General features: G+C 63.4%; 13 protein-coding genes. 6 read left to right on the plus strand and 7 right to left on the minus strand.

Annotated elements, in window-relative coordinates:
* Nucleotide 1: 1 nt before the first annotated feature.
* Genes IPK70_04460 through IPK70_04470 form a run of 3 tightly spaced genes read left to right on the plus strand, consistent with a single transcriptional unit; the run spans nucleotide 2 to nucleotide 3,548 of the window.
* Nucleotides 2-1,288 carry an ABC transporter permease gene (locus IPK70_04460; protein MBK8226407.1) on the plus strand — a complete coding sequence of 429 codons (1,287 nt, stop codon included), beginning with the start codon at nucleotides 2-4 and terminating at the stop codon, nucleotides 1,286-1,288.
* Complete coding sequence (locus IPK70_04465) at nucleotides 1,285-2,493, plus strand: beta-ketoacyl-[acyl-carrier-protein] synthase family protein (protein MBK8226408.1); 1,209 nt, start codon at nucleotides 1,285-1,287, stop codon at nucleotides 2,491-2,493. Before IPK70_04460 ends, IPK70_04465 begins: the two co-directional genes overlap by 4 nt.
* Nucleotides 2,490-3,548 carry a beta-ketoacyl synthase chain length factor gene (locus IPK70_04470; protein MBK8226409.1) on the plus strand — a complete coding sequence of 353 codons (1,059 nt, stop codon included), beginning with the start codon at nucleotides 2,490-2,492 and terminating at the stop codon, nucleotides 3,546-3,548. The genes IPK70_04465 and IPK70_04470 overlap by 4 nt, the downstream gene beginning before the upstream one ends.
* Before the next feature lie 50 nt (nucleotides 3,549-3,598).
* Here IPK70_04470 and IPK70_04475 read toward each other — a convergent pair whose 3' ends face one another.
* Nucleotides 3,599-4,039, minus strand: a complete 441-nt coding sequence (locus IPK70_04475; protein ID MBK8226410.1) for a hypothetical protein — start codon at nucleotides 4,037-4,039, stop codon at nucleotides 3,599-3,601.
* Nucleotides 4,040-4,163: 124 nt separating this feature from the next.
* Here IPK70_04475 and IPK70_04480 point away from each other — a divergent pair, with 124 nt between their 5' ends.
* Nucleotides 4,164-4,925 carry a rhomboid family intramembrane serine protease gene (locus IPK70_04480; GenBank protein MBK8226411.1) on the plus strand — a complete coding sequence of 254 codons (762 nt, stop codon included), beginning with the start codon at nucleotides 4,164-4,166 and terminating at the stop codon, nucleotides 4,923-4,925.
* A gap of 45 nt (nucleotides 4,926-4,970) precedes the next feature.
* On the opposite strand, the gene IPK70_04485 is transcribed toward IPK70_04480, so the two are convergent.
* The 3 genes from IPK70_04485 to IPK70_04495 all read right to left on the minus strand — a co-directional run bounded on the left by IPK70_04485 (nucleotide 4,971) and on the right by IPK70_04495 (nucleotide 8,457).
* Entirely contained in the window at nucleotides 4,971-6,680 is a 1,710-nt protein-coding gene (locus tag IPK70_04485; GenBank protein MBK8226412.1) for an SBBP repeat-containing protein, read from the minus strand.
* 166 nt (nucleotides 6,681-6,846) lie between these two features.
* Nucleotides 6,847-7,260: an META domain-containing protein gene (locus IPK70_04490; GenBank protein MBK8226413.1), complete on the minus strand. Its 414-nt coding sequence runs from the start codon at nucleotides 7,258-7,260 to the stop codon at nucleotides 6,847-6,849.
* A gap of 123 nt (nucleotides 7,261-7,383) precedes the next feature.
* Nucleotides 7,384-8,457: an acyl-CoA desaturase gene (locus IPK70_04495; protein MBK8226414.1), complete on the minus strand. Its 1,074-nt coding sequence runs from the start codon at nucleotides 8,455-8,457 to the stop codon at nucleotides 7,384-7,386.
* Between the two features lie 185 nt (nucleotides 8,458-8,642).
* Here IPK70_04495 and xrtK point away from each other — a divergent pair, with 185 nt between their 5' ends.
* Both xrtK and IPK70_04505 read left to right on the plus strand, forming a co-directional pair.
* The gene (xrtK, locus tag IPK70_04500) at nucleotides 8,643-9,134 is read left to right on the plus strand and encodes an exosortase K (protein MBK8226415.1); all 492 of its coding nucleotides are present in this window, start codon (nucleotides 8,643-8,645) and stop codon (nucleotides 9,132-9,134) included.
* Nucleotides 9,135-9,155: 21 nt separating this feature from the next.
* Complete coding sequence (locus IPK70_04505; GenBank protein ID MBK8226416.1) at nucleotides 9,156-11,975, plus strand: MSEP-CTERM sorting domain-containing protein; 2,820 nt, start codon at nucleotides 9,156-9,158, stop codon at nucleotides 11,973-11,975.
* Between the two features lie 84 nt (nucleotides 11,976-12,059).
* On the opposite strand, the gene IPK70_04510 is transcribed toward IPK70_04505, so the two are convergent.
* The 3 genes from IPK70_04510 to IPK70_04520 form a co-directional block, all read right to left on the minus strand.
* On the minus strand, nucleotides 12,060-15,845 hold the full coding sequence (locus tag IPK70_04510; protein MBK8226417.1) for a response regulator: 3,786 nt from the start codon (nucleotides 15,843-15,845) through the stop codon (nucleotides 12,060-12,062).
* A gap of 239 nt (nucleotides 15,846-16,084) precedes the next feature.
* Nucleotides 16,085-19,741 (minus strand): response regulator, encoded by a 3,657-nt coding sequence (locus tag IPK70_04515; GenBank protein MBK8226418.1) that lies wholly within the window; start codon nucleotides 19,739-19,741, stop codon nucleotides 16,085-16,087.
* Nucleotides 19,738-22,986, minus strand: coding sequence for a hypothetical protein (locus IPK70_04520; GenBank protein MBK8226419.1), 3,249 nt, complete (start codon nucleotides 22,984-22,986; stop codon nucleotides 19,738-19,740). The genes IPK70_04515 and IPK70_04520 overlap by 4 nt, the downstream gene beginning before the upstream one ends.
* Nucleotides 22,987-23,011 lie beyond the last annotated feature (25 nt).

Genomic DNA, 23,011 nt, shown 5'->3' on the forward strand with positions numbered 1-23,011 from the left:
GATGCTGCAACGGCTGCGCGCGCATATCACCAAGGAGCTGCTGCTCTTGCTGCGCGATCGCGCCGGACTTGCGCTGCTCTTCCTGATGCCCGTGGCACTGGTGATGATCATGGCGGTGGTGCAGGATGCGCCGTTCCGCGATTTCAGCGAGCACCGCATCAAGGTGCTGCTGCTCGATCAGGACGGCGGCCCTGTTGGGAAGCGGTTGCGCGATCGCCTCGATTCTTCATCGTTCATCGTGACCGATGCGCAAGGCCTTTCCAGAGGCGCATTCCGCGATGCCGTACGACGCGGCGATCAGCAGGTGGGCATCATCGTGCCGCGCGAGGCCTCCGCAGCGCTTGAGTCCCGGTCCACGTCAGCGATCATGGAGCTCTTCCCGGCGGCGCCCCTCGATTCGCTGCCGGAGCGGAGTCCTGCAGACAGCACAGCCATCACACTGCTCATCGATCCCACGGTGAAGCACGCTTTCCGCCAGCTGGTGCAGGCGTCGGTTGGCGCGATCATCACCGAACTGAGCGCGGAGCGGTTATTGGACGAGATCCGGAACAGCCTTGAATCGGCGACAGGGAATCCCTTGCCCCGCATCGCCTTGGGTGATCCGTTCATCACGATCCGGCAAGAGATCGCGGCGGGCGAATTGATCGGCGTCGGCGTGGCGCAGGATTCCACGCAGCACAATGTCCCGGCGTGGACGGTCTTCGCGATGTTCTTCACGGTGGTTCTGCTCGGCGGCAACCTGGTGAAGGAGCGCCAATCGGGATGCATGGTGCGCCTGCTCACCATGCCGGGTGCCACCGCCGAACGGATCGCGAGCCGGATCATGGCCTACCTGCTGGTCTGCCTGATGCAAGCCGTCCTCTTGGGCATCGTCGGACGATGGGTGCTCCCCTTGCTCGGGCTCCCACAGCTGTGGATCGAAGGCCCGGGAATGCTGGCGCTGCTCCTGATGATATCGGGCGTGGTTGCTCTTGCGGCCACCTCCTTCGGCGTGCTGGTGGGCGCGCTCAGCCGTTCACAGCAGCAGAGCGCGGTGCTCGGTTCCACCTGCGTGGTGATCCTCTCGGCCATCGGCGGCATCTGGGTGCCCTTGTACATCATGCCGGCCGGGATGCAAGTGGTTGGCCGGTTGTCGCCATTGCACTGGGGCATGGAAGCATACAACGCCGTGCTGCTGCGCGGGGGCGGCATCAGCGATCTGCTGCCGTTGTTCTTGCCGCTGGTGCTCTTTGCCGCCGTGTGCATTGGGTTGGCCATTGCCTCCGAACGGATAGCTTCATCGCGATGAGCCAGGATCGGGTCTGCATCACGGGCATGGGCATCGTATCCGCGATCGGGCTCGATGCGCCCAGCAATCTGCGCGCGCTTATGGAAGAGCGTTCAGGCATCGGTCCCATCACACGCCTGAACACGCGCTTCCGCGGCGAGATCCCCGCTGGTGAGGTCCTATTGACCGACGATGCATTGGGTGAATCGGCTGCGCCATCGTCCATGCGCGGCTGGACCCGGACCGCGCTGCTCGGCCTGGCCGCCATCAAGGAGGCGCTCGGACAATCAGGCATCGATCACCGGTCTCCGCGTGTGGGACTGATCTCCGCCACAACGGCTGGCGGCATCGACAAGAGCGAGCCGATCTACACGCGCTTCTTCGAGGAGGACCCGCCCGACGAGGTGCGGCAATACATCGGCACGCATGACCCCGGCGAGCATGCTGAGCGGATCGCGCGCGAATTGCGCATGAGCGGCATGGTCACAACCATCAGCACGGCGTGCTCCTCCTCGGCGAATGCCATGATTCTCGGGACCCGGCTCATCCGCGCTGGCCTGTTGGATGCAGCCATCGTGGGCGGAGCCGATGCATTGTGCCGCTTCACCGTCAACGGCTTCAACAGCCTCATGATCCTGGATCGCGGGCCGTGCCGTCCATTCGATCGCAGGCGCGCGGGGCTCAATCTGGGCGAGGCGGGCGCCTACCTCGTGCTCGAGCGTGAAGACCTCGCACGGGCTCGAGCTGCGCGGCCCTTGGCCGTCGTCTCGGGCTTCGCGAACACGAACGAGGCTTTTCATGCCACGGCTTCTTCACCGGATGGCGAGGGTGCGCTCCTCGCCATGACCCGGGCCATTCATCAGGCCGGGCTCACCGCCAAGGACATTGATCATGTGAACGTGCATGGCACCGGCACGCACAACAACGATTCTTCGGAAGGGAAAGCCATGGTGCGCCTCTTCGGCGATGCGGTGCCGCCCTTCACCAGCACCAAGTCCTTCACCGGGCATACGCTCGGCGCCGCCGGCGCGGTGGAGGCCATCTACAGCGTGCTCGCGCTGATGGAAGGCGCGCACTTCGCCACGCTGCGCTTCGGTGAGCCGCTGGAAGAGGCCCCGCTCACCCCGGTGCTTCGCTCATCCAGCGGCCATCGCATCCGGCACGTGCTCTCGAATTCCTTCGGCTTCGGCGGCAACAACACGGCACTGGTCCTCTCTGCTCCATGAAAGAGCCTGTGTACATCACCGGAGCGAGCATGATCGGTCCGCAGCCCGGTTTCGATCGTGACTGCTTGGAGCGCGTGGTGCGCTACGATGCGCATCCGCTCAAGGCCATCGAGCCTGATCTGAAGCGCTACATCGATCCCATGCGCGGGCGCCGCATGGCCAAGGTGGCCAGGATCGGGATAGGCTGCGGCTTGAATGCACTGGAGCGGGCCGGCGTGAAGGTGCCGGAGGCCATCATCGTGGGCACCGGGCTTGGCTGCATGGAGAGCACCGAGCGATTCTTCGGATCCATGATCCAGCAGGACGAGATGCTGCCGAATCCCACGGCCTTCATCCAGAGCACGCACAACAATGTGGCGGGGCAGCTGGCGCTGGCCGTGAAATGCACCGGTGCCAACTTCACCTACCTGCACCGCGGGCTCTCGTTCACCAGCGCGCTGCTCGACGGGCTGGTGCAGGTGGGCCTGGAAGGCGCGCGCCATGTGCTGGTGGGGGGCGCCGAAGTGATCACGGAGGATTACTTCATCACGCAGCGCCATTCCGGCATCTGGAAACAGGGCAGCGTCACGAATCTCGAAGTGCTCGGCAGCATGGACCGTGGAGCACTCTGCGGCGAAGGTGCGGCCTTCTTCGTGCTCGATGCGGAGCCGAAGGGCGAGCGGCCGGTGCGCTTAGCCGATGCGGATATCGCGTATCGCGGCGGCGCTGAAGGGATGACGGATCGGATCGAGGGATTCCTGCAGCGCAACGGGTTGCGATCAGCGGACATCGATCTCCTGATGGTCGGTCGCGGAGGCGATGCGGAGTTGGATCAGGCCTACGTGCCCGTTGAGGCGCTCTTCCCGGATGCCACCGTGGCGGCTTTCAAGCACTTATGCGGGGAGTTCTACGCGGCCAATGCCTTCGGGACCTGGTTGGCGTGGAGCGCGCTCACCACAGGATCATTACCATCGGAGGCTTTGCTGCGAAGCGTTCCGGATAGGCCGTTCCGCACGGCGCTGCTCTGCGATCACTTCCAACTGAAGGATCATTCACTGGTGCTGCTGAGGAGCTGATCCTGTGCGTTGCACGAGAACCGCGGATCCGGCTTCAGGACAGGCGCCGGTCACTCTTCCAAGGCCACGTACATCTTCTTGATCCGCATCATCGGCCCCGGGCAATGCGTGGTGTGGCAGTTCGCGCAGCTCAGCACCAATGCATTGTAGGCGCGGGTCCGGTCCTTCCGGGCGGCCTTGTAAAGAGCGCTCACCTTGGCCTGGTAGTCCGTGCCGAAAGTGGGGAAGGTGATGGGGTCGATGTGCATGTCCTTGGTGGGTGTGGCCGTGAGCAGCTTCTTGATGGCAGCGGGGTAGGGCGGCAGCTTCCTATCGCCGCGCGCGAGCCCGGCCTTCACGCTATCGGCGTGCGCGGCCATGGTGCGCATCAGCAACGCCAGCTCACTGGGCGGCGTAAGGTCCTGGTCGCCGCTGACCACATCCTCTTGGGCGTTCCGTGCCCCGCAAGCCACAATGGCGATAACGGACAAGGCGATGAGTGCGTTGCGCATGGGCTTGGTGCTGATTGGCTTCAGCCGCAAAGAAAGCCCGCACGAGGGCATGGGTCCATGACAGGCCGCAGGTGCCGTTCCGTCAGGCCGCCGCTCCGGGCGCAATGCTTGCCACCTTCGCTGCATGGCCGATGACCTGATCCCTGAAGCGCCCGTGAAGCGAAACCGCATGGCCACGGCCTTGGTGCTTCCCGCGCTGGCGGCGCTGTTGATCTGGTGCATCTGGCTGCTCGATCAGGGCCTCGACCTGCAATTGCGCCAATTCGGATTGTACCCGCGCGAGGTGAAGGGCCTCATCGGCATCGCGGCGTCGCCGCTGCTGCACGGCGATTGGGAGCACATCTTCAACAACAGCACCGCGGTGGTCATGCTCGGCTGGTGCCTGATGTATTTCTACCCGCGCATGGCGGGCCGCGTGGTGCTGCTCACATGGATCCTCGGCGGCATCGGCGTTTGGCTCATTGGCCGGGGAGGTGCGCCGCACGTGGGCGCCAGCGGCGTGATCTACGGCATGGCGGCCTTCCTCTTCACCAGCGGCATGCTGCGCGGGCAGCGCACGCTCATGGCCCTCTCGCTGCTCGTGGTCTTCCTTTACGGCAGCTTGGTATGGGGGATTTTCCCCATACTTGTGGACATGAGCTGGGAGGGCCACCTGTGCGGCGCCTTCGTTGGATCGGTGCTCGCATTCGTTCACCGCCAGGTGCCGCCAGCGGTGAGCGATCCGCGCCCGGCCTTCCTTGATGAAGAGGAGGATGAGCCGCCCGCGCCCTACCTCGAGGACGATGCCGGTGATGCCGTGGACGAGCACGAACTAGCGTGGAAGCGCAAGCTGGCCGAGCGTGCAGAGCGGCCCGGGAACGTGAGCACTACTTGGGATCAGGACTGAGCCGCTACTCCCCGCGCAGCGCCGCCAATTCCTTGCCGATTGCCCTCACCGCAGTTTCAAGAGCTTGCGGGTAACGGTTCTGCCGGCGGTCGTGATTGTTACGGTAAGGATACCTGATGGTACATCGCGCAAATCCACTTCAGCGGGGAATGCACCGATTGCATGTGTTCTAAGCAACCGCCCGTTGGAATCTGACAACTCGATCAGCGCAGGTCCCTGCCAAGGCAAATTCAGGACTACGTGGTCGAATGCCGGATTTGGCTGCAGCGTTGGCAGTGGCTTTTCATGTTCCACCTCACCGACAGGATGCGCGTGATCGTATGCGGCTGCGAAAAAATCCATCGAGCTCAGCGAATCGAGAAGCGCCAAGCCAGACCCTGGATCGGCGTCCACAATGCCTCGTTTCCTGCCGACAACCCACAGTCGGCCAGTCGTTGTTAATGCCATGCTCTCGATATCATCAATGCCGGTGCCGCCGATATCGAACGCATCCACGAAGGTGCCATCCGTGTCGAACTGCGTGATGAAGATGTCATTCTCGGAGGCTGAACTGCTGCTGAGCAATACCTGGCCTGCACCAGGGTCGAAATCCACATTGATGTCACCGAAGACTCCAGCGATGAAGAGGTGGTCCTCAGAGTCGATTGCAATAGTGTTGCCTCTATCGTTCGCTTCACCACCGATTCGCATGCCCCAGACATAGTCGCCATCTGAGTCGAGTTTCACTACCACGATATCTCCACTCGAGCCGCTGAAGGCTTGGACACCGGGTCCGGGGTCCAAATCGATGGTCGCGCTATTGCTCGATCCACACAGGTAGACGTTTTCGTTGCTATCAGTCGTAACGCCATAGCCGATATCGGTGTCGATGTCACCAATCCTCTTGGCCCATAGCAGATCACCATTCGCGTCCAAGCGCTGCACGAAGATGTCATGTGCGCCAGCCGAGTTGAATGTGAAGGTGTCGGGCCCTGGGTCGAAATCCACGACGGCACCACCGAATTGGCCTGTAACCAGAAGGCCGCTGCTCACCGGGCGATGAAGCGCTCGTGCTACAGCAGACTCCGTTGATATGTTTCCGCCAATCCCTTGCGCGAAAAGGAGCTCATTGCTCGCATTGTATTTCAGGACGAAGGCGTTAAGACTGTTGGCCGGAGGGAGCACCGTGCTCCCGCTCCCCGGATCTGCGTCGAAGTCGTTGCTATGGTAGCTGCCGCAAATGGCAACGTCTCCATTCGGGTAGAGTACCAGGTCATGGCTGAAATCAACCTCGATGCCGCCTACCGAGAACGACGATAGGAAATTGCCATCGAGGTCATAGCGCGCTACGAACGGATCGACGTAGCCAGAGGATGCATTGGTAACGCCAGGTCCGGGGTCTAGGTCGAAGCTTAGAGGACTGTTCGTTGTGCCGAGGATGCACACCTGCGAACTATTGACGGCGATGCCAACAGCACTTTGTTGGCCTAAGTCGCCCAGCTTGAAAGCCCATATCAAGGTGCCAGTGTCCGCGTATTTGGCTACAAAGAGGTCGGGGCCCGTTCCGCCAGTCTGAGTGAGGGTATGGACGCCTGGTCCTGGGTCAACATCGAAACTGCCTTCGAAAGAGCTCGCCACATAAATGTTCCCGCTCCCGTCTACGGCCACATAAGGATAATAAGCCCCACTGCTCAAAGCGAATGCATGGTGATAGGTGAATTGGGCGCTCGAGACCGCCGCTGAAAAGGCGAATGAAAGGGCAAGACCTGTTTTCATGGCGCCGAGGTCGTCACAACCCCAAGGGATTGCATCAAAAGTATACGGATTCTGGCGGTTACGCTCCCAGCCTGGGGGCGGCGTGAGGCCCAGAAGCATGGGCATAGATTAATCAGATCGCCTGTTGCCGCGCCACCACACGGATTGCCAGAATTCACCCCTGGGATCACTCCCCGCGAAGCGCAGCCAATTCCTTTCCACCGCCGAGCAGGCGCAGCTGATCGCCATCGAGCTTGAAGCTGTCCACTTTGCCGAGCATCTCCTTCACCGCATTCTCGGTGGGCTGGATGCCTTCGCAGTACTTCTTGGTGCTGCCGATGCCGGAGAAGCTCAGCTTCCCGCCGTCGAGCACATAGCTGCCCATGAGGTTGTTGCACCCGCCGAATCCCTGCAGCTGATCGCCTGCAAGCTTCAGCCACGGCCGTTCAGCGCCATCGGGCAATTCGGGCCGCAAGCCGTTCAGCGTTTCCACCACCCACTTCTTCTCTTTCATGGCAGCGAGGTCGGGTCCTGCCTTCTTCACGCATTTGTTGGCGCTGAGGGTGATGAGGAGGAGCAGGGCGATGGAAGCGGTTTTCATGTCAACGGATGAGTTGGGCACGAAGTAACCAAGTTCAGTGCCGGGAGCGAACGGTGCTGCGCCGGAGCGGTCCGAAAGGGCGTTGATGATCTCGGCTGCTCGAGCCGCGCAGGTCCTTATGCCTCACGCCATGCCTACCTGCCGCAGGTGCCGCAGGTGGCTCAGCAGAGCGCTGCGCATGGTGGGGAATTCTCGATAGGCCACATCGAATTCGGCGCAGACCTGCTTCAGGCGCTTGCTCAGCTCGGGATAATGCACATGGCTGATGCGCGGGAACAGGTGGTGCTCGATCTGGAAGTTGAGGCCGCCGAAGAGCCAGTTCCACACTTTGTTGCGCGTTGCGAAGTTGACGGTGGTCTCCACTTGATGCACCGCCCATTCCGCCTCGATGGTGCTTCCGTCCGTGGGCGGGTGCACGAACTCCGCCGGCTCCACCACATGCGCCAATTGGAACACCACGCTGATGACCACGCCCGCCACGAAGACCATGACGCCGTAGCCCGCGAGCACGGGGAGCACGCCTGCCATGAGCATGGGCAGCACCAGGAAGAGGCCGATGTAGAAGACCTTCGACCCCCAGAAGAGGATGTGCTCCTTGCGGTTCATGGGCCTGAGCGGCGTGTGGTCGGCGATCTTGCCGCCGAAGTACTTGCGCAGGTCGTTGTAGAAGATCCAGAACAGGTAGGTGCTGCCGTAGAGCACCAGGCTATAGATGTGCTGGAAGCGGTGGAACCAGTAGCGCTTCTGGCCGGGATGCACGCGGATGAAGGGCTTGATGTCGATGTCATCGTCCATGCCCTCCACGTTGGTGAAGGTGTGGTGGTTCTCGTTGTGCTTGAGCTTCCAGAGGTACACGTTGCCGCCGAGGAAGTTGAGGCTGTGCGCCATGGTCTCATTCACCCATTTGCGGCGGCTGTAGCTGCCGTGCGCGCCATCGTGCATCACGTTGAAGCCGATGCTGGCCACCACCAGGCCCATGACCGCGCAAAGGCCCAGTGCGAGCCAGGCGCTGGCCGGAGTGAAGAACACGAGCACCACGTAGAGGGACACCAGTGCTGCTGCGAGCACGGCCGTCTTGGTGTAGAGGCGCAGATCGCCGGTCTTGCGGATGTTGTTCTCCTTGAAGTAGGCCTCTGTGACCTCACGGAGGCGCTGGAAGAAGACCGGGGCGGTCTTGGCGAAGGTGGCTGGTTGCATGGCGCGGCGAATTTACCCCTGCGGCCAGAACCCGCCGACCCCGCCATTTCGATCTTGTTCACAACGATTCCTAAGGCTTCCATACCAAGTGAAGCCCCGCCCCGTTGCAGGCATCGGTTACTTCGCCGCTGAGCATCCGCAATCCTGGTCCCATGATCCCTTCGCCACGCGATCGCCGCGCAACGATGGCCCTTGCCATCTTGCTCGTGGGGGCCGCCTTTGCGCTGAAGTGGTGGTACCGCAGTGCCACCGCCGAAGACCTGACCTTTGTGCTGGAGCCGGTGAGTATCCTGGTCTCAGCGCTCACGGGTGCTTCCTCGATGCCCGAAGCCGATGGGAGCTACCTCTTCCCTGAGCTGGCCATCCGGATCGACCGCTCGTGCTCGGGCATCAATTTCCTGGCGATCGCCACGGCCTGCTTCGCACTGGTGATCCTCAAGCGGTCCGATGGAGGTTGCGCGCGCCCATTGCTGGCCGTGCTCGCGGCGGGCGGAGCCTACTTGCTCACCATCGCCGTGAACAGCGGGCGCATCGCCGTCATGGCCTTCGCGAAACAGGGCGGCCTGCACTTGGCTCCACGAGCGCATGAGGCGGTGGGCGCCTTCTTCTTCCTGGGCGCCTTGCTGGTGGCCGTGCTGCTGCTCAACCGCCTCATGCACCGCACCGATCCGGCCTGATCAGTCACCTCCATCATCCGCATGCGCGCACTTCTTCACCCCGTCGGCATCTTCATCGCGCACACGTTGCCTTCGCTGGTGCTGACCATGCTCTACGCCGATGCGCTGGGCGTGATCCATCCGCTGTTGAATGCGGAGAGCATCGAGGCTTGGCGCTTGCTCGGCTTTAGCCTCGGGGGCGTGGTGCTGGCTTCAACGGCATATGCGGCATTGGCCTGGTGGAAGCGCGGCCAGGTGCATGCGGCTTACAGTGCGCTGATCTTCATCGCATACGTGCCGCTGCTGTGGATGATCGGCGAGAACATGAGCGTCCTGTTCCCGTGGGACATCCCGCGCTGGATGGTGCCTGAGGACGCTGAGCTCTACGCCTTCCGCCTGCTGAGCATCCCGCTCGTGCATGCGCTCTTCGTGATGGTGGCGCGCTCGCTGCCCGAGGGCGAACGCAGCAGGCCGGTGCGCGATATGCTCATCGCGGCGGCGATCCCGCTCGCGGTCTTCCTCTTCGTGCAAGTGGTGGAGCCCTTCCGCGGCGCAAGCGATTTCGAGGAGCACGCCTGGGCGGTGGTGATGGTTTGCCTCACCATCGGGTTCCTCTTCCTTCTGTTCCGGGGCGTGACGGCCTTGGTGCTGCGCGTGGGCGGCGGATCGGCACTTGCGCATGCGGCCCGGGTGCTGGTGGCACTGGTGCTCCCGCTCTGGGGACTTGCCCTCAACAACGGGCTCTTCGGCGGATTCACGCGCGAGGCCGTCGGCATCTTCGGCGACCTCTCCCATCCGGCCTTCTACATCATCTGCGTGATGAATGCGGCAGCGGTGATCTGGCCATCGAGCACGGACCATACGGTGCGGCTTGTGCAATTCGGATTGCGCGCCGCCTTCTTCCCGTACGTTATCTACTTCTTCGTGCTCTTCGTGCCCTTGCTGCCGCTGAGCATCGTGGCCATCATAGCGGTAGGCATGGGCTTCCTGCTCCTGGCGCCGGTGCTGCTCTTCGCTCTCCAGGGCGCCATGCTGTTCCAGGATGCGCGCTTCCTGATGGGGCATCGGTCATGGCGATTCGTGGCGGGCCTTTTCGCGGTGGCCATGAGCGTGCTCCCGGCATCGATCGTGATCAGCTACCTCGGTCACCGATCCACGCTGCACGGCGCCATGCGGTATCTGTACGAGAGCGACCCCCACGAGCCGATGAAGCCGCTCGATGCGGAAGCGCTCGCGCAGGTGCTGGAGCGGGTCGATGCCAACCGGTCGCGCAACCGTTGGCGCGGGAACGGCGACCTTCCCGGGAACACGCCCTTCCTCACGCCGCTGTACAACCGCATCGTCCTGGACCACTTGACGCTGAGCGATGAGAAGGCCGGGCTGCTGAGCGAGGTGGTGCTTGGCAAGCCGGCCGAGCACAGCGATCGCTGGCGCACGCGCATGCCGTCAAGCGTGCACACGGTGCTGGACAGCGCCTGGTCCGAGAGCCGTTTCGATGAGCAGCAGCAGGCTTGGAGGTCTTGGGTCCATATGAGCATCCGCAACACATCGCAATCCCAGGAGGAGTACGTGACCGAGATCGGGCTGCCCGATGGCGCGTGGATCAGTGACCATTACCTGGTGATCGAAGGCGATACGGCCAAGGGCATCCTTGCTGAGAAGAAGGCCGCGCTGTGGGTGTACAACAACATCGTCACCTACCGGCGCGATCCGAGCATCCTGCGTTACACGGGCCACAATCGCGTGCAGCTAAGGGTGTTCCCCTTCGAGGCGGAGCAGGTCCGGCAAACGGGCTTCGAGCTCTTGCACCGCGAAGCGTTGCCGATGCGCTTCGGTGAGCGCGTCGTGCAACTGGGCGATGCTTCGCGCGAACCCGCGCCTGAGCCCATCGGGAGCGGTGAGCCCGGAGTTGTCTTCATGCCTGCTGCACTGAAGCAGCGGCTGGATGCCATCCGCAGGGTGCCGCACGTGCATCTCATTGTTGATGCCACGGAAGCGCAGCGCGGGATGCGCGAAGAAGTGATCGAGCGGGTGCATCGGTTCGCGGCAACGCATGGGTTGGATACGGGCAATGCCACGCTGCACATCACGGATGGATATGGAAGCAGCATGCCTTACGGTGATGATGCCCTGGATGCCTTCGCCCACCACGCAGGCCACGGCGGCTTCTTCACCGACCGCCCCATCAGGCGCGTGATCGCCGACGCACTGACCGAGCCGGGCCCGGCAGCGCCTTTCATCGTTGTGGTGCCGAGTTGGCCGCCGCACGACGAGCGTTCACGGGGCATCTGGCTCGCAGGCCTCGCCGACCTCGCCGCGCTGATGCCCGAAGGCGATCGGTTCTTCATGCTCTATGATACCGGCATGCTCGAGGAGCGCCGCTTCAGCGACCCGGTGCGCAGCGTGAACGTGGAGCCGGTGGTGCTTGAGCATCCGCAAGTGCGTGTGTGGCCCGAAGCCAGCAAGCCCTTGGCGTACCTGCCCGATACGCCGCACGGAAGCGTGTCGGTCGATTACGCGCATCTGGGTGGCCATAGCCCTCCGCGAGAGCGCGATTGGAGGCATGCACTGGCGCTCGAGGGGCGTCAGCGCGCGCTGGCCTTACGGGCGCTGCACAGCGGCGTGAGCTGGCGCGATGTGGTGCGCGGCAGCTTCCGATCCCAAGTGCTCACACCGCAGACGGCTTGGGTGTGCCTGGAGGACGAAGCGCAGCGCAACGCCTTGCTCAAGAAGCAGGAAGAGGTGCTCAGCAGCAACCAGGGCCTTGATACCATGGACCAGGAGATCAGCAACATGAGCGAGCCCGCTATCTGGTGGCTGCTGCCCGCTGTGCTGCTGGTGCTCTGGTGGCGGCGCCGGTGATGCAGCGGGCAAGTGCTCGATCAGCGTTGCGCGATGGAGCGATCACTTCGCGGCCCCGCCTCATTCGTTGTTGGCGGTTTCGAGTTACGCCGATACCAGCTCGATGATCCGTGCGATCAGTTCCTCCGGCTTGAAGGGCTTCGCCGCATGGCCGTTCATGCCTGCTTCCCGGCAGCGATCGATCTCTTCCTGCATCGGGTTGGCCGTCATGGCCAGGATGGGCACGCGCGACCGTTGCCCGCTGAGCGCGCGGATGGCCTGCGCCACTTCGTAGCCGTTCAGCTCGGGCATCTGCACATCGAGCAGGATCACGTCGTACGGATTCGCCGTGGCCATGCGCAGCGCAGCGCGACCGTCGCGCGCTACGTCGATCAAAGCCCCAGGGATCGCCTCGCGTAGCGCGTCCTGCGCCACGATGATGTTCGCTTCGTTGTCCTCGGCGAGCAGGATGCGGAGGTCGCGGAGCACCGCCATCGGACGACCATCCGCGGGAATACCGCTGACGGTGGGCAGTGCGATCCCATACGGTATCCGTACGGTGAAGGTGCTGCCTTCGCCCCGCGCGCTCTTCACGCTGATGCTGCCGCCCTGCTGCTCGGCCAGGCGCTTGCTGATGGTGAGGCCGAGGCCCGTGCCGCCGTACTTGCGCGTGGTGTCGCTGTACGCCTGCGTGAATTCCTCGAAGATCTTCCCCTGCCGGTCCTCGGGGATGCCGATGCCGGTGTCGGTGACGTCGATGATGAGTCCGGCAGGTCGGCCTTCCCGGCTCGAGGCCGGGATGATGGGATCGACGGTGCAGGTGCAATGGATCATGACACTGCCCTGTTCCGTGAATTTCACCGCATTGCCTGCGAGGTTCAGCACGATCTGGCTCAGGCGCGTTGGGTCGCCGATCAGTTGCAGGGGCACGCTATCGTCCACCTGCGCGCTCAGCGACAGGCCTTTCTCATCGGCCTTGAAGCGCATGATGCGCTCCACGTTGGCGATCACCTCGCGGGGCGCGAAAGGCACTTGCTCGAAGGTGATGCGGTCCGCTTCGATCTTGCTCAGGTCGAGGATGTCGTTGATGATCACCAGGAGGTTCTCACTGCTCTGGGCGATCGCATCGAGGTAGGGCTTCTGCTCTTCGTTGTGGGGCTTGCGCCTGAGGATGCCGCTCATGCCCATGATCGCGTTCATCGGCGTGCGGATCTCGTGGCTCATGTTCGCGAGGAAGCGCTGCTTCACCTGCTCGCTCTCCTCAGCGCGCTCCTTGGCAGCGATCAGTTCCGCTGTCCGCTCCTTCACGGTGGCCTCGAGCTTCTCCTTCTGTTCCGTGAGCGCTGCGGTGCGGCGCCGCACGAAGGCGAGGATCGCTGCAGCCGACCCCACGATGTAAACGAGCAGCATCCACCACGTGCGGTACCAAGGCGGCAGCACGTTGAAGCCGTACGTGAGCTCCGGCCCCCAATCCCCGTCGCGCGTGCGCGCCTTCACCCGGAAGGTGTAATCGCCCTCACGGATGTTGCCGTAGGTGACGTTCGTGTTCAGCGTGGGCGGATTCCACTGCCCATCGTAGCCATCGAGCTGGTACTGGTACTCGAGCAGCTCAGGTTGCGCGGCTCCGCTGCCCATGTAGCTGAAGGTGATCTGCCGGTGCGCGTGATCGACCGTGAGTCCTTCGGGCACCGCGAAGCCCGCCGACACTCCCGTGATCGACACGCCTTCCATGGAAGCGACGAGGGCGCGTCGTTCTTCCTCAGAGAGCGCTTTGCCATACAGGCCCGACTCCTGCTGCGCCAGCGTGAGGCTGTCCGTCGCGCCTCCCATCAGCGCGTACCAGCAGATGCGTTCGCTATTCACAGCGATGTCCTGCATGCGCACGGTGGGCTTCAAAGTGTCGGGATGGAGAGCGCTGCGGTCGAAGCGGACGAGGCCCGTGCGCGTGGAGCCGTTGGCGATCCAGAGCACGCCCTCGCGATCCTCGAAAAGGCCGTTCTGGCCCACTTCCACATCCTTGACCGGATATCCCGTGGCGCTGTTGTACATGGCGAAGACCGGGATGCGGGCATGCAGCTGCTCATTGGATAGGCGTGCGGCCTCGCCATCGAAAGGGATGGAGCGGCCGTCGGCGTCCTTCCAACCCGTAAGGGCGGCAAGGCCTTGCAGCGTGCCGACCAATAGCTCCTTTCGGCCCTCGCTGCCGGCGAGCAGCAATTGCGTCACGGTGTTCTCCGGGAGCCCGTCACCGGAATCGAGCGTAAGGAAGGAGCGGCCATCGAAGCGGCACACGCCCTTGAAGGTGCTGCACCAGATGTTGCCGCCCGCATCCTCCACGATGCTCCAGACCACGGCGTTCGGCAGGCCGTCGCGCTCATCGTAGGTGGTGAAGGTTGTTCCATCGTAGCGGGCGATGCCCCCTCCATCCGTACCGAACCAGAGGTTGCCCTTGCTGTCCTCGAGCATGCCGAGCACGATGGGATTCGGCAGCCCCGTCTTCTCCGTGAACTTCACCCGACGCGTGAACTTGCCCGAGGCATCGCGCTCGAATCGGCAGGCGCCGCCATTGCCCGCCTTCCAGACGTGGCCCTTGCTGTCCTCCATCACCCAGAACACATAGCTGAAGTTGTCATCGGGGGCGGAGTGGACGGTCGTGCACGTTGCGTTCTCCACCATCGCGAACCCTGTGCCTTTCGGATCGAAGGGGTCATCACCGAAGAGCATGCGCCCATGCCGATCCGTGCTCACTGCGTAAGCAACGTTCGTATTCCTCGCTGTTGCGCCCACCGTGCTCAAGGTGCTGCCATCCCAATGCTGATACCCCTTCTCCGCCGCCAACCACAGTCCTTGGTCCGTAGCGCCTGCAATGCCGTAGACGTGAAGCCCAGGCGTGGTGGTGAAGGAACGCCCCCGGTAGTGGCAAACGCCGCCGCCACTGGTGACGAACCAACAATCGCCATAGGCGTCGGTGATGACGTCCTCAACCGCATCGATCGGCAATCCATTCGCGGTGGACCAGCGCGTGGCCTTCGGGGCAGCGCTCTGCAACTCGCTGGCTTCGATCATGGCGACGCCTGCGCCTTCGGTGGCGAACCACAGGTCGCCATCCGGGCTTTGAGCGATGCGGTTCATCCTGCGCGCGCCATCGCCCAGGTCGAGCACCTCTTCGAATACGGGCGCATCGGTCGTGCTCTGGGGCATGCGGGCGCGCACCACCTTGCCGTCCCAGGCGCCGAGCCAGAGGTCGCCGTTGGCCGTGAAGCACAGCACCCGCGCGCCGTTGAACGGTCCGCCCTTTTCCCTGCCATAAGTGGTGAAGCGTATGCCATCGTAGCGCATCAAGCCCTTCTCCGTGCCCAGCCACAGCAGGCCATGCCGGTCGATGCCCATCGAATACACATGCTCTGCCGCGCAGCCATCGGCTTCGGTGAAGGTGCGGAAGGCCTTGCCGTCCCAACGGCTGAGCCCCTTGCCGCGCGTGCCGATCCAGATCACGCCGCGCGGATCCTCGAGCAGGCTGTGGATGCCCTTGTTCGGCAGTCCGTTCTCGCTGCCATATGTGCGGAAGGCACGGCCATCGTAGCGGCACAATCCGCCCATGCTGGTGCCGATCCAGAGCTCGCCGTTACGCGCCGCGCAGAGGCTGAGGATCACGTTGTCGCTCAGGCCATGCTCGAGTCCGAAGGTGGTGAAGCTGCGCCCATCGAAGCGCACGAGTCCGCCGCCATTGCTTCCGAACCAGCGCAAGCCGTCGCGATCCACAGCGCCGCTCCAGAAGGCATCCACGGGCAGGCCGTCATCGGCGGTGTAAGTGCGCAGGAAAGGGCGCGGCGCGATCGCCTCCCTGCTGCTATTCGCCTGCGCGGGAAGAAGCGCGGGCCATTGACGCACGGTTGGGGGCGGAAGATGTGCGATGTCGAGCATCGACGTGTCCACGACCTCGGTGCGACCCTTCGCTTGAATGAGAGCGGGCCTGGTTGGTGCCGATGGCGTGGGCGGTGCGGTGCAGGAAGCCAGGGTGATGGCACAAGCGGCGATCCATCGGATCGGAGTGAACCGGCTTGACGGGTCAACCGGGCCTTGCATGTTTGCCAAAGTAGAACGCCGGCTCGGTTCGAAGGTGAGCAGAGCTAGCCCACCACCCTCCCGATCTCACCCACGAGATCCTCTTTCTTGAACGGTTTCGGGATGAAGCCGTCCATGCCGGCATCGAAGCAGCGCTGGCGTTCGGCGGCCATGACGTTCGCGGTCATGGCAAGGATGGGGGTGTTGGCCTTGTCGCCGGAGAGCGCGCGGATGGCGCGGGTCGCGTCGTATCCATCCATCACGGGCATCTGGATATCCATGAGCACCACGTTGTAGCGGTTGCCCTTCACCGATTCCACCGCCTGAGCGCCGTTCATGGCATGATCCACTTTCGCGCCAGGGAACCATTCCTCCAATTCGGTGCGCGCCACAAGGGCATTGAACTCGTTGTCCTCCACGAGCAGTATGCGCATGCTCTTGGGAGGCATCGATGCTGGAGCCTTGCGGGTTGATTGACGCGGCGCGATCGACTTCGTCGGAGGTGCTACCGGAGCGCCGCTGGCCGCAACGATGCGTTCCACGCGGCGGCGGGCCAGGGATCCCCCATCCCTTGAAGTGAACGACGGCAAGGCCGTGAAGGTGAGGCCGGACGCGCCCTTGACCTGTTCGTAGGTGGTGGCGCTGATGGTGACCTGATCCACTTCGCTGCTGGCTTCTAATTCGTTCGCGGTATCCACGGTGCTGCCCCAGATGTCGTACTGGAATTTCCGCTGGCCCACCACGCCGGCCACCAGCGGACCGGAATGCACAGCGGCGCGCATGGCGAAGGCCACCTGCCCTTGAGCGATCCGTTCGGCCCGGCGCTCGGCGATGGTCTCCTGCATCTCCAGAGCGGCATGCACCCCATGGAGCGCGGCATCCGGCATGGGTTGCGGCAAGCCACCCACGGCGAGGTAGGCATCGCCGATGGTCTTGATCTTCTCCAGGCCGTGCTTCTCCATGATCCGGTCGAATGCGGAAAAGCAAATGTTGAGTTCGCTCACCAGTTCATCGGCGCTCATCTGCTCGCTCATGCCCGTGAAGTCCTTGAAGTCGGTGAAGATCACTGTGGACTGTTCCACGAATGTGGTCTCCGTGGTGCCCTTCTGCTTCAGCTCGATGGCGACTTCGCGTGGCAGGATGTTGTTCAGCAGATCCTCACTGCGGTCCTTCTCGCGGCGCAACTGGCTGGTGCGGATTCGCACCGTGCGCCTCAAGCTGCCGGTGTATGCGAGCACGCCGCCGATCACGACGATGCCGCACAGTGTGAAGAACCACCAGGTCTGCCACCACGGCGGATGAACCACGAGGGTGAACGAGGTCCCTTGCTCGTCCCAATAGCCATCGCGGTTGCTTCCGCGCACACGGAAAGCGTAAGTGCCGGGATCGAGGTTGGTGTAGATGGCGCTGTGGATGCCCTGCGTGGCGATCCAATCGGCGTCGAAGCCTTCCAGCTTGTATTGATACCGGTGCGTGCCGGGCGACGAGTACTCCATGGTGGCGAACTCGAACGTGACCATGTTGTCGCTGTAGGGGATCTCCATCCCGGTACTGCGGAATGGCGGCTCCGCGAGCGGGGATCCCTCGGCTCTGAGCGTGATGGATTCATTGCGCAGCTTGATGTCGGTGATGCGCACGATGGCCGGCCGCGTGTCGTCCTGCAGCTCCTTAGGGTCGAAGGTGTTGAGTCCACCGACCCCTGCGAAGCAGAATGTGCCATCGGGCAGCTTGCAGTAACCGTAGCGATTGAACTCGTCGTTCTGCAAGCCATCGCCGGCGGTGAATAGCCGGAAGGTCTCCGCGATGGGATCGAAGCGCGCGATGCCCTTGTTGGTGCTCATCCACAATTGGCCGTCGTCATCGGCGAGCACGCCATACACCACATCGTTGGGCAGGCCTTCCTTGGTGGTGTAGCGTTTCACCTTGCCGGTACGCGTGTCGAAGCGGTTGAGGCCGCCACCGTTGGTGCCGATCCAGAGGTAATGGTCCGGTTCTTCGGGATCGCCGATGATGGAGAAGAGGATGTCCACGCTGAGCGATTCCGGATCATCGGGATCGTTCCGGTAATGCTCCCACTTGCCCGATGCGCGATGGAAGCGGAAGAGGCCCTTCACCGAGGCAAGCCAGAAGACGCCCTGCGGATCGCGGTGGATGTCCTGAACGAAGAGGTAGGGGTTGTTCACCGGTGTTACCGGATAGGGCCAGCGCGCGTAGCGCTCACTCACCGGGTCGAACCAGAACAGGCCGCTGTCCACGCCGAACCAGATGGTGTCGTCGATGAGCTTCAGCGGGAAGCAACTGCTGATTGCGGGCAGCGCGGGATCGCTTCCATCCTTGGGGATCACGCGGCGCAAGGCGGCCTTGCCGTGATCATAGCGGACCAGTCCGCCTTTGCCGGCCCAATAGGCGCCGCTGCGGTCCTGCAGTACGGCATCGTTGCCGAAGAAGCCCTCGGTGAAACCCGTTCGCGCCCGCACTTCCTGGATGCCGATGCGCCAATCGTACGCGCGCTGCTTCGGATCGTACTGGCTCATGAAGTTGCCTTCGCAGAGCACCAGCTTGCCGTTGTTGCCGGGCACCATGTAACGCACGCTGGGTCCGGGCATCACGTTGAAGCGCTCGATCCGCGGGTCGTAGGTGAGGAGGCCGTAGCCCGAGAGACCCAGCCAGATCAAGCCGTTGCGGTCGCGGTACACGCACTTCACATAGGGCATGAAGGGACGTTGCTCGGGCGCTTCTGCTTGAATGCTATGGACCTTGCCCGTTGCGGGGTCGATGCGCGTGAGGTTGCCCGCGCGCGTGGGCAGCCAGAGCGCGCCGTTGGCATCCACCGATGCGCCGTGGCCGGTGACAATGCCCGCCTCATGCGAGAGCTCGAACAGGGTGCGCAGCTCGTTCGTGGCGCGATCCACCTCCATCACGCCCCGGTTGTGCACGTTGTAGAGCCGGCCGCGCACGGTGTCCTCCAGCGCCGAATTGCCCGGACGACCTTCTTCGCGCGCATTCGGATCAGTCTTCGCTCCGACTTCGACCATGGCGTGCACGCGGAGTTCGGGATCCTGGGTGTCTATCGCATAGGGCATGTCGTCGGTCGCGCTACGCAGCCAACCGCGCGAATCGACCATCACGGCTTGGATCGCCTGCACCGAATGCACGTAGGTGAAGCCCCACGGGCCATCGAGCGGCTCGTTCGGCGCTTTGGCCGCGATGCGCGTGATGCCGTGGTTGGTGGAGACCCAGATGTTGTTGAGCGCATCGCAGGCCAGATGATTCACCGTATGACCCTGCAGCACGGGCACCGGCGTGGCTCCCAGTACCTGCGCGAACACATCGGTGCTTGGCAGGTGGTGGAAGGTCTCGGTGGCTCGGTCGAAGACATCCAGGCCCGTGGGCGTGCCCACCCAGAGGCGCCCGGCGCGATCCTCGAGGATGGTGTTGATGAAGCTGTTGCGCACGGTGGTGCTGTCCGTGGCACCGTGGCGGTACACCTTGAAGGAATAGCCGTCATAGCGGTTCAGCCCATCCTTCGTAGCGAACCACATGAAGCCGTAACGGTCCTGCGTGATGGCGTGCACCATGCCTTGCGAGAGGCCGTCCTTGATGGAGATATGACGGAATTGGATGGTGACGGTGTCTCGAAGGAGGGCTTGGGCGGAGGTGCCGAACGGAACCATGCACGAAAGCACGATGAGCGATACGGCTATGGTAACGTGCGCTCTCATCCCCTCTCCACGAAGTACATCCCTATTTCCCCTTTGCCTTTCACGGGCAAGCGGCCGCGCGGGGTGAAATGGAGCGCAGGCCCTGTTGGGTGTTGACGGATCGCGGGTTGCGGGTTGGGTCCGTTCCCACCATCCTGCGCGACTTTCACCAGCGCATAGGTCTCTTCACTGATATTCACCTTGCCTGCTTCGCCGGTGCTTTCCATGCGGCTGGCCACGTTCACGGCATCGCCCCAGATGTCGTACTGGAATTTCTTCACGCCTACGATTCCTGCCACGATGGGGCCGGTGTGGATGCCGATGCGCAGGCCGATGGCGGGCTTGCCCTCGGTGGCACGCTGCGCGGCGCGCGCGGTCATGAAGTCCTGCATCTCCAGCGCGGCCTTCACCACCTCGATGGGCGAACCGCGATCAGGGTCAGGGAGGCCTCCCGCGCACAGGTAGGAGTGGCCGATGGTCTTGATCTTCTCGACGCCATGGGCGGCGACGATGCCATCGAAGGCGATGAAGCAGGTGTTCAGTTCCTGAACCAGTTCGCGCGCGCTCATCTGGTCGCTGGCCTGCGCAAGGCCTTCGAGGTGGGCGAAGAGGATCGTAGCGCGATCGAAGTGGCGCGCGGCGGCGTTGCCGGTGTCCTTCAGCTCGTTGGCGACATCGGCGGGCAGGATGTTGCGGAGCAGGGCTTCGCTGCGCTCCTTCTCCTGTTCCAGTTCGAGCGAGCGCAGGCGCACGGTGCGCTCCAGGCTCACGATGTAGAAGACGACACCACCGATGACGAAGGCCGCGCAGAGCGTGTAGAACCACCAGGTCTTCCACCAGGGTGGCAGCACTTCGAGCGTGAAGGATGTGCCCACGGTGTCCCACACACCGTCCCGATTGTCGCCGCGCACGCGGAAGGTGTAGGTGCCGGGATCGAGGTTGGTGTACACAGCGGAGCGCGCGTTGCCGGCCATGACCCAATCGGGATCGAATCCTTCGAGCATGTACTGGTAGCGGTGCTCCTCGGGCGCTGCGAATTCGAGCGTGGCGAACTCGAAGGTGACCATGTTGGCAGCGTACGGGATGCGCATGCCGCTGCTCATGTACGGCGGCGTGCTCAAGGGCGCGCCGGCTGCGCGGAAGTCGATGTCGCGGTTGAGGAGCTTGACAGCCGTGATGCGGATGACGTGCGCAGTGCTGTCCTCCTTGAGCTCACGCGGATCGAAGACGTTGAAGCCGTTGATGCCGCCGAAGCAGAGCGTGCCATCGGCCAGGCGCGCGAAGGCGTTGCGGTTGAACTCATCGTCCTGCAAGCCGTCGCCGGACACGAAGTTGCGAAAGGCCTGTGTTCGCGGATCGAAGCGCGCGATGCCCTTGTTGGTGCTCATCCACAGGCGGCCATCGTCGTCGGGGAGGATGCCGTACACCACGTTGTTCGGCAGGCCCTCGGCCGTGGTGAATCGCTTGACGATGCCGGTGCTCTTCTCGAAGCGGCAGAGGCCGCCGCCCATGGTGCCGATCCAGAGGTAGCGGTCCGGTTCGTTGGGATCGGCCGCGATGCAGAAGAGGATGTCGGCTGCGAGCGTCTCGGCATTCTTCGGCTCGTGCGTGAAGTGCTTCCAGGCGCGAGCCTCCAGGTCGAAACGCAGGAGTCCCTTCAAGGTGCCGAGCCAGAGGATGCCCTGCGCATCACGGTGGATCGCCTGCAGGAAGTTGTAGGGTTCGTTGACCGGCGGGATGGGGTAGGCGGCGAGACCGAATTCGCGTGTGCGCAGATCGAACCAATGGAATGCCGCCGCGCCGAACCAGAGCGTGTCGCCGGTGACCTCGAACGGGAAGCAGGTTTGCGAAGGCGGGGCGAGCTGGCCCGACGGCAACGGAGGAATGAACTGCTCCGCGACGCGCCTTTCGGGATCGTAGCGCCCCAATCCACCGGCAGTGAACCAGATCGCGCCAGCTGCATCCGGCGCCAGGGCCTCGGTGCCCGGATACAACCTGAAGTTCACCGTTTCGGCCCTGAGGTCGGCCAGGCTGAACACACGGCGATGCCTGACCGGATCATAGATGGTGAGGAAGTTCGATTCGTTCAGGAGCAGGCGCCCATCGCGCATGGGGGCCATGTAGCGCACGCTGTTGCCGGTCACCGGGTTGAAACGGTCCACGCGCGGGTCGTACGTGAGCAGGCCATAGCCGGTGGTGCCGAGCCAGATGAGCCCATTGCGGTCGCGGTAGCTGCACTTCACGAACTCGAGAACGGGCCGGATGTCCGAGGCCTCGGTGCTGATCCTTGTGATGGAGCTGTCGGCGGGGTCGAATCGGAGCATCAGGCCCCCTTGGGCCGGAAGCCATATCCTTCCGTCGGCATCGAGGGCGATGCGATAGGGAATGACGAGGATGCGCAGCTCGGGGAACTCGCGCAGGGTGGTGCTGCGGTTGGTTGCGGGATCGATCTGCGTGACGCCGTACGGATTCACGCCATAGAGCTTGTTGTGTACGGTGTCCTCAACCACGAGGATGTCGGTGCGCGGGAACTCCGAACCATCGAACTCGTACTTGTCCGGCCGGTCGAGGCGGATGGTGTCGAGACGCAGCGCCTTGTCGCGCGTGTCGATGGCGAACGCGAATTGGTCGCGAACGTGGCCCCGCAAAACTCCCGCGCGATCGATGGTGGCACGCGTCCAATCGCTTGCGGGGAGGACCGTACGCATGGTCACGCGCTCGGGATCCAGCGGACCACTGGCGGGCACTTCGACGCGCGTGAGGCCACGGTTGGTGGTGACCCAGATATTGCCCGCCGGATCCTCCTGCACATCCGTGCATCCGCAGCCGCTCATCACCTCTTCGGTGCGCGTGGTTCTCAGGATGGCTCCGGCTTCCAGGCACGGCAGGTGGATGAACTCCTCGCGCTGGCGATCGAACAGGTCGAGGCCCGAGCTGGTGCCCACCCAGAGGCGGCCCTTGCTGTCCTCGAGCAGCACGTTGGTGTAGCTGTTGCGCACGGTGGTGCTGTCCGAGGGGTCGTGGCGGTACACGGTGAAGGTGTAGCCGTCGTAACGGTTCAGGCCATCCTTGGTGGCGAACCACATGAACCCGTAGTTGTCCTGCATGATCCAATTGACCATGCCCTGCGAGAGGCCGTCCTTGATGGAGCGGTGGCGGAACTGGAGGGCGACGGTGTCGATCTGGGCAGCACCAGTCAACGCCGAACCCCACACGCCGAGCGCGAGCAACAGACGCAAAAGGAGGTGCTGTGTACGCGGCGGCATGGCCTGCCCGGCTTAAGTGCAGAGG

This window comes from Flavobacteriales bacterium (assembly GCA_016712535.1).
Taxonomy (GTDB): Bacteria; Bacteroidota; Bacteroidia; order Flavobacteriales_F; family PHOS-HE28; genus PHOS-HE28.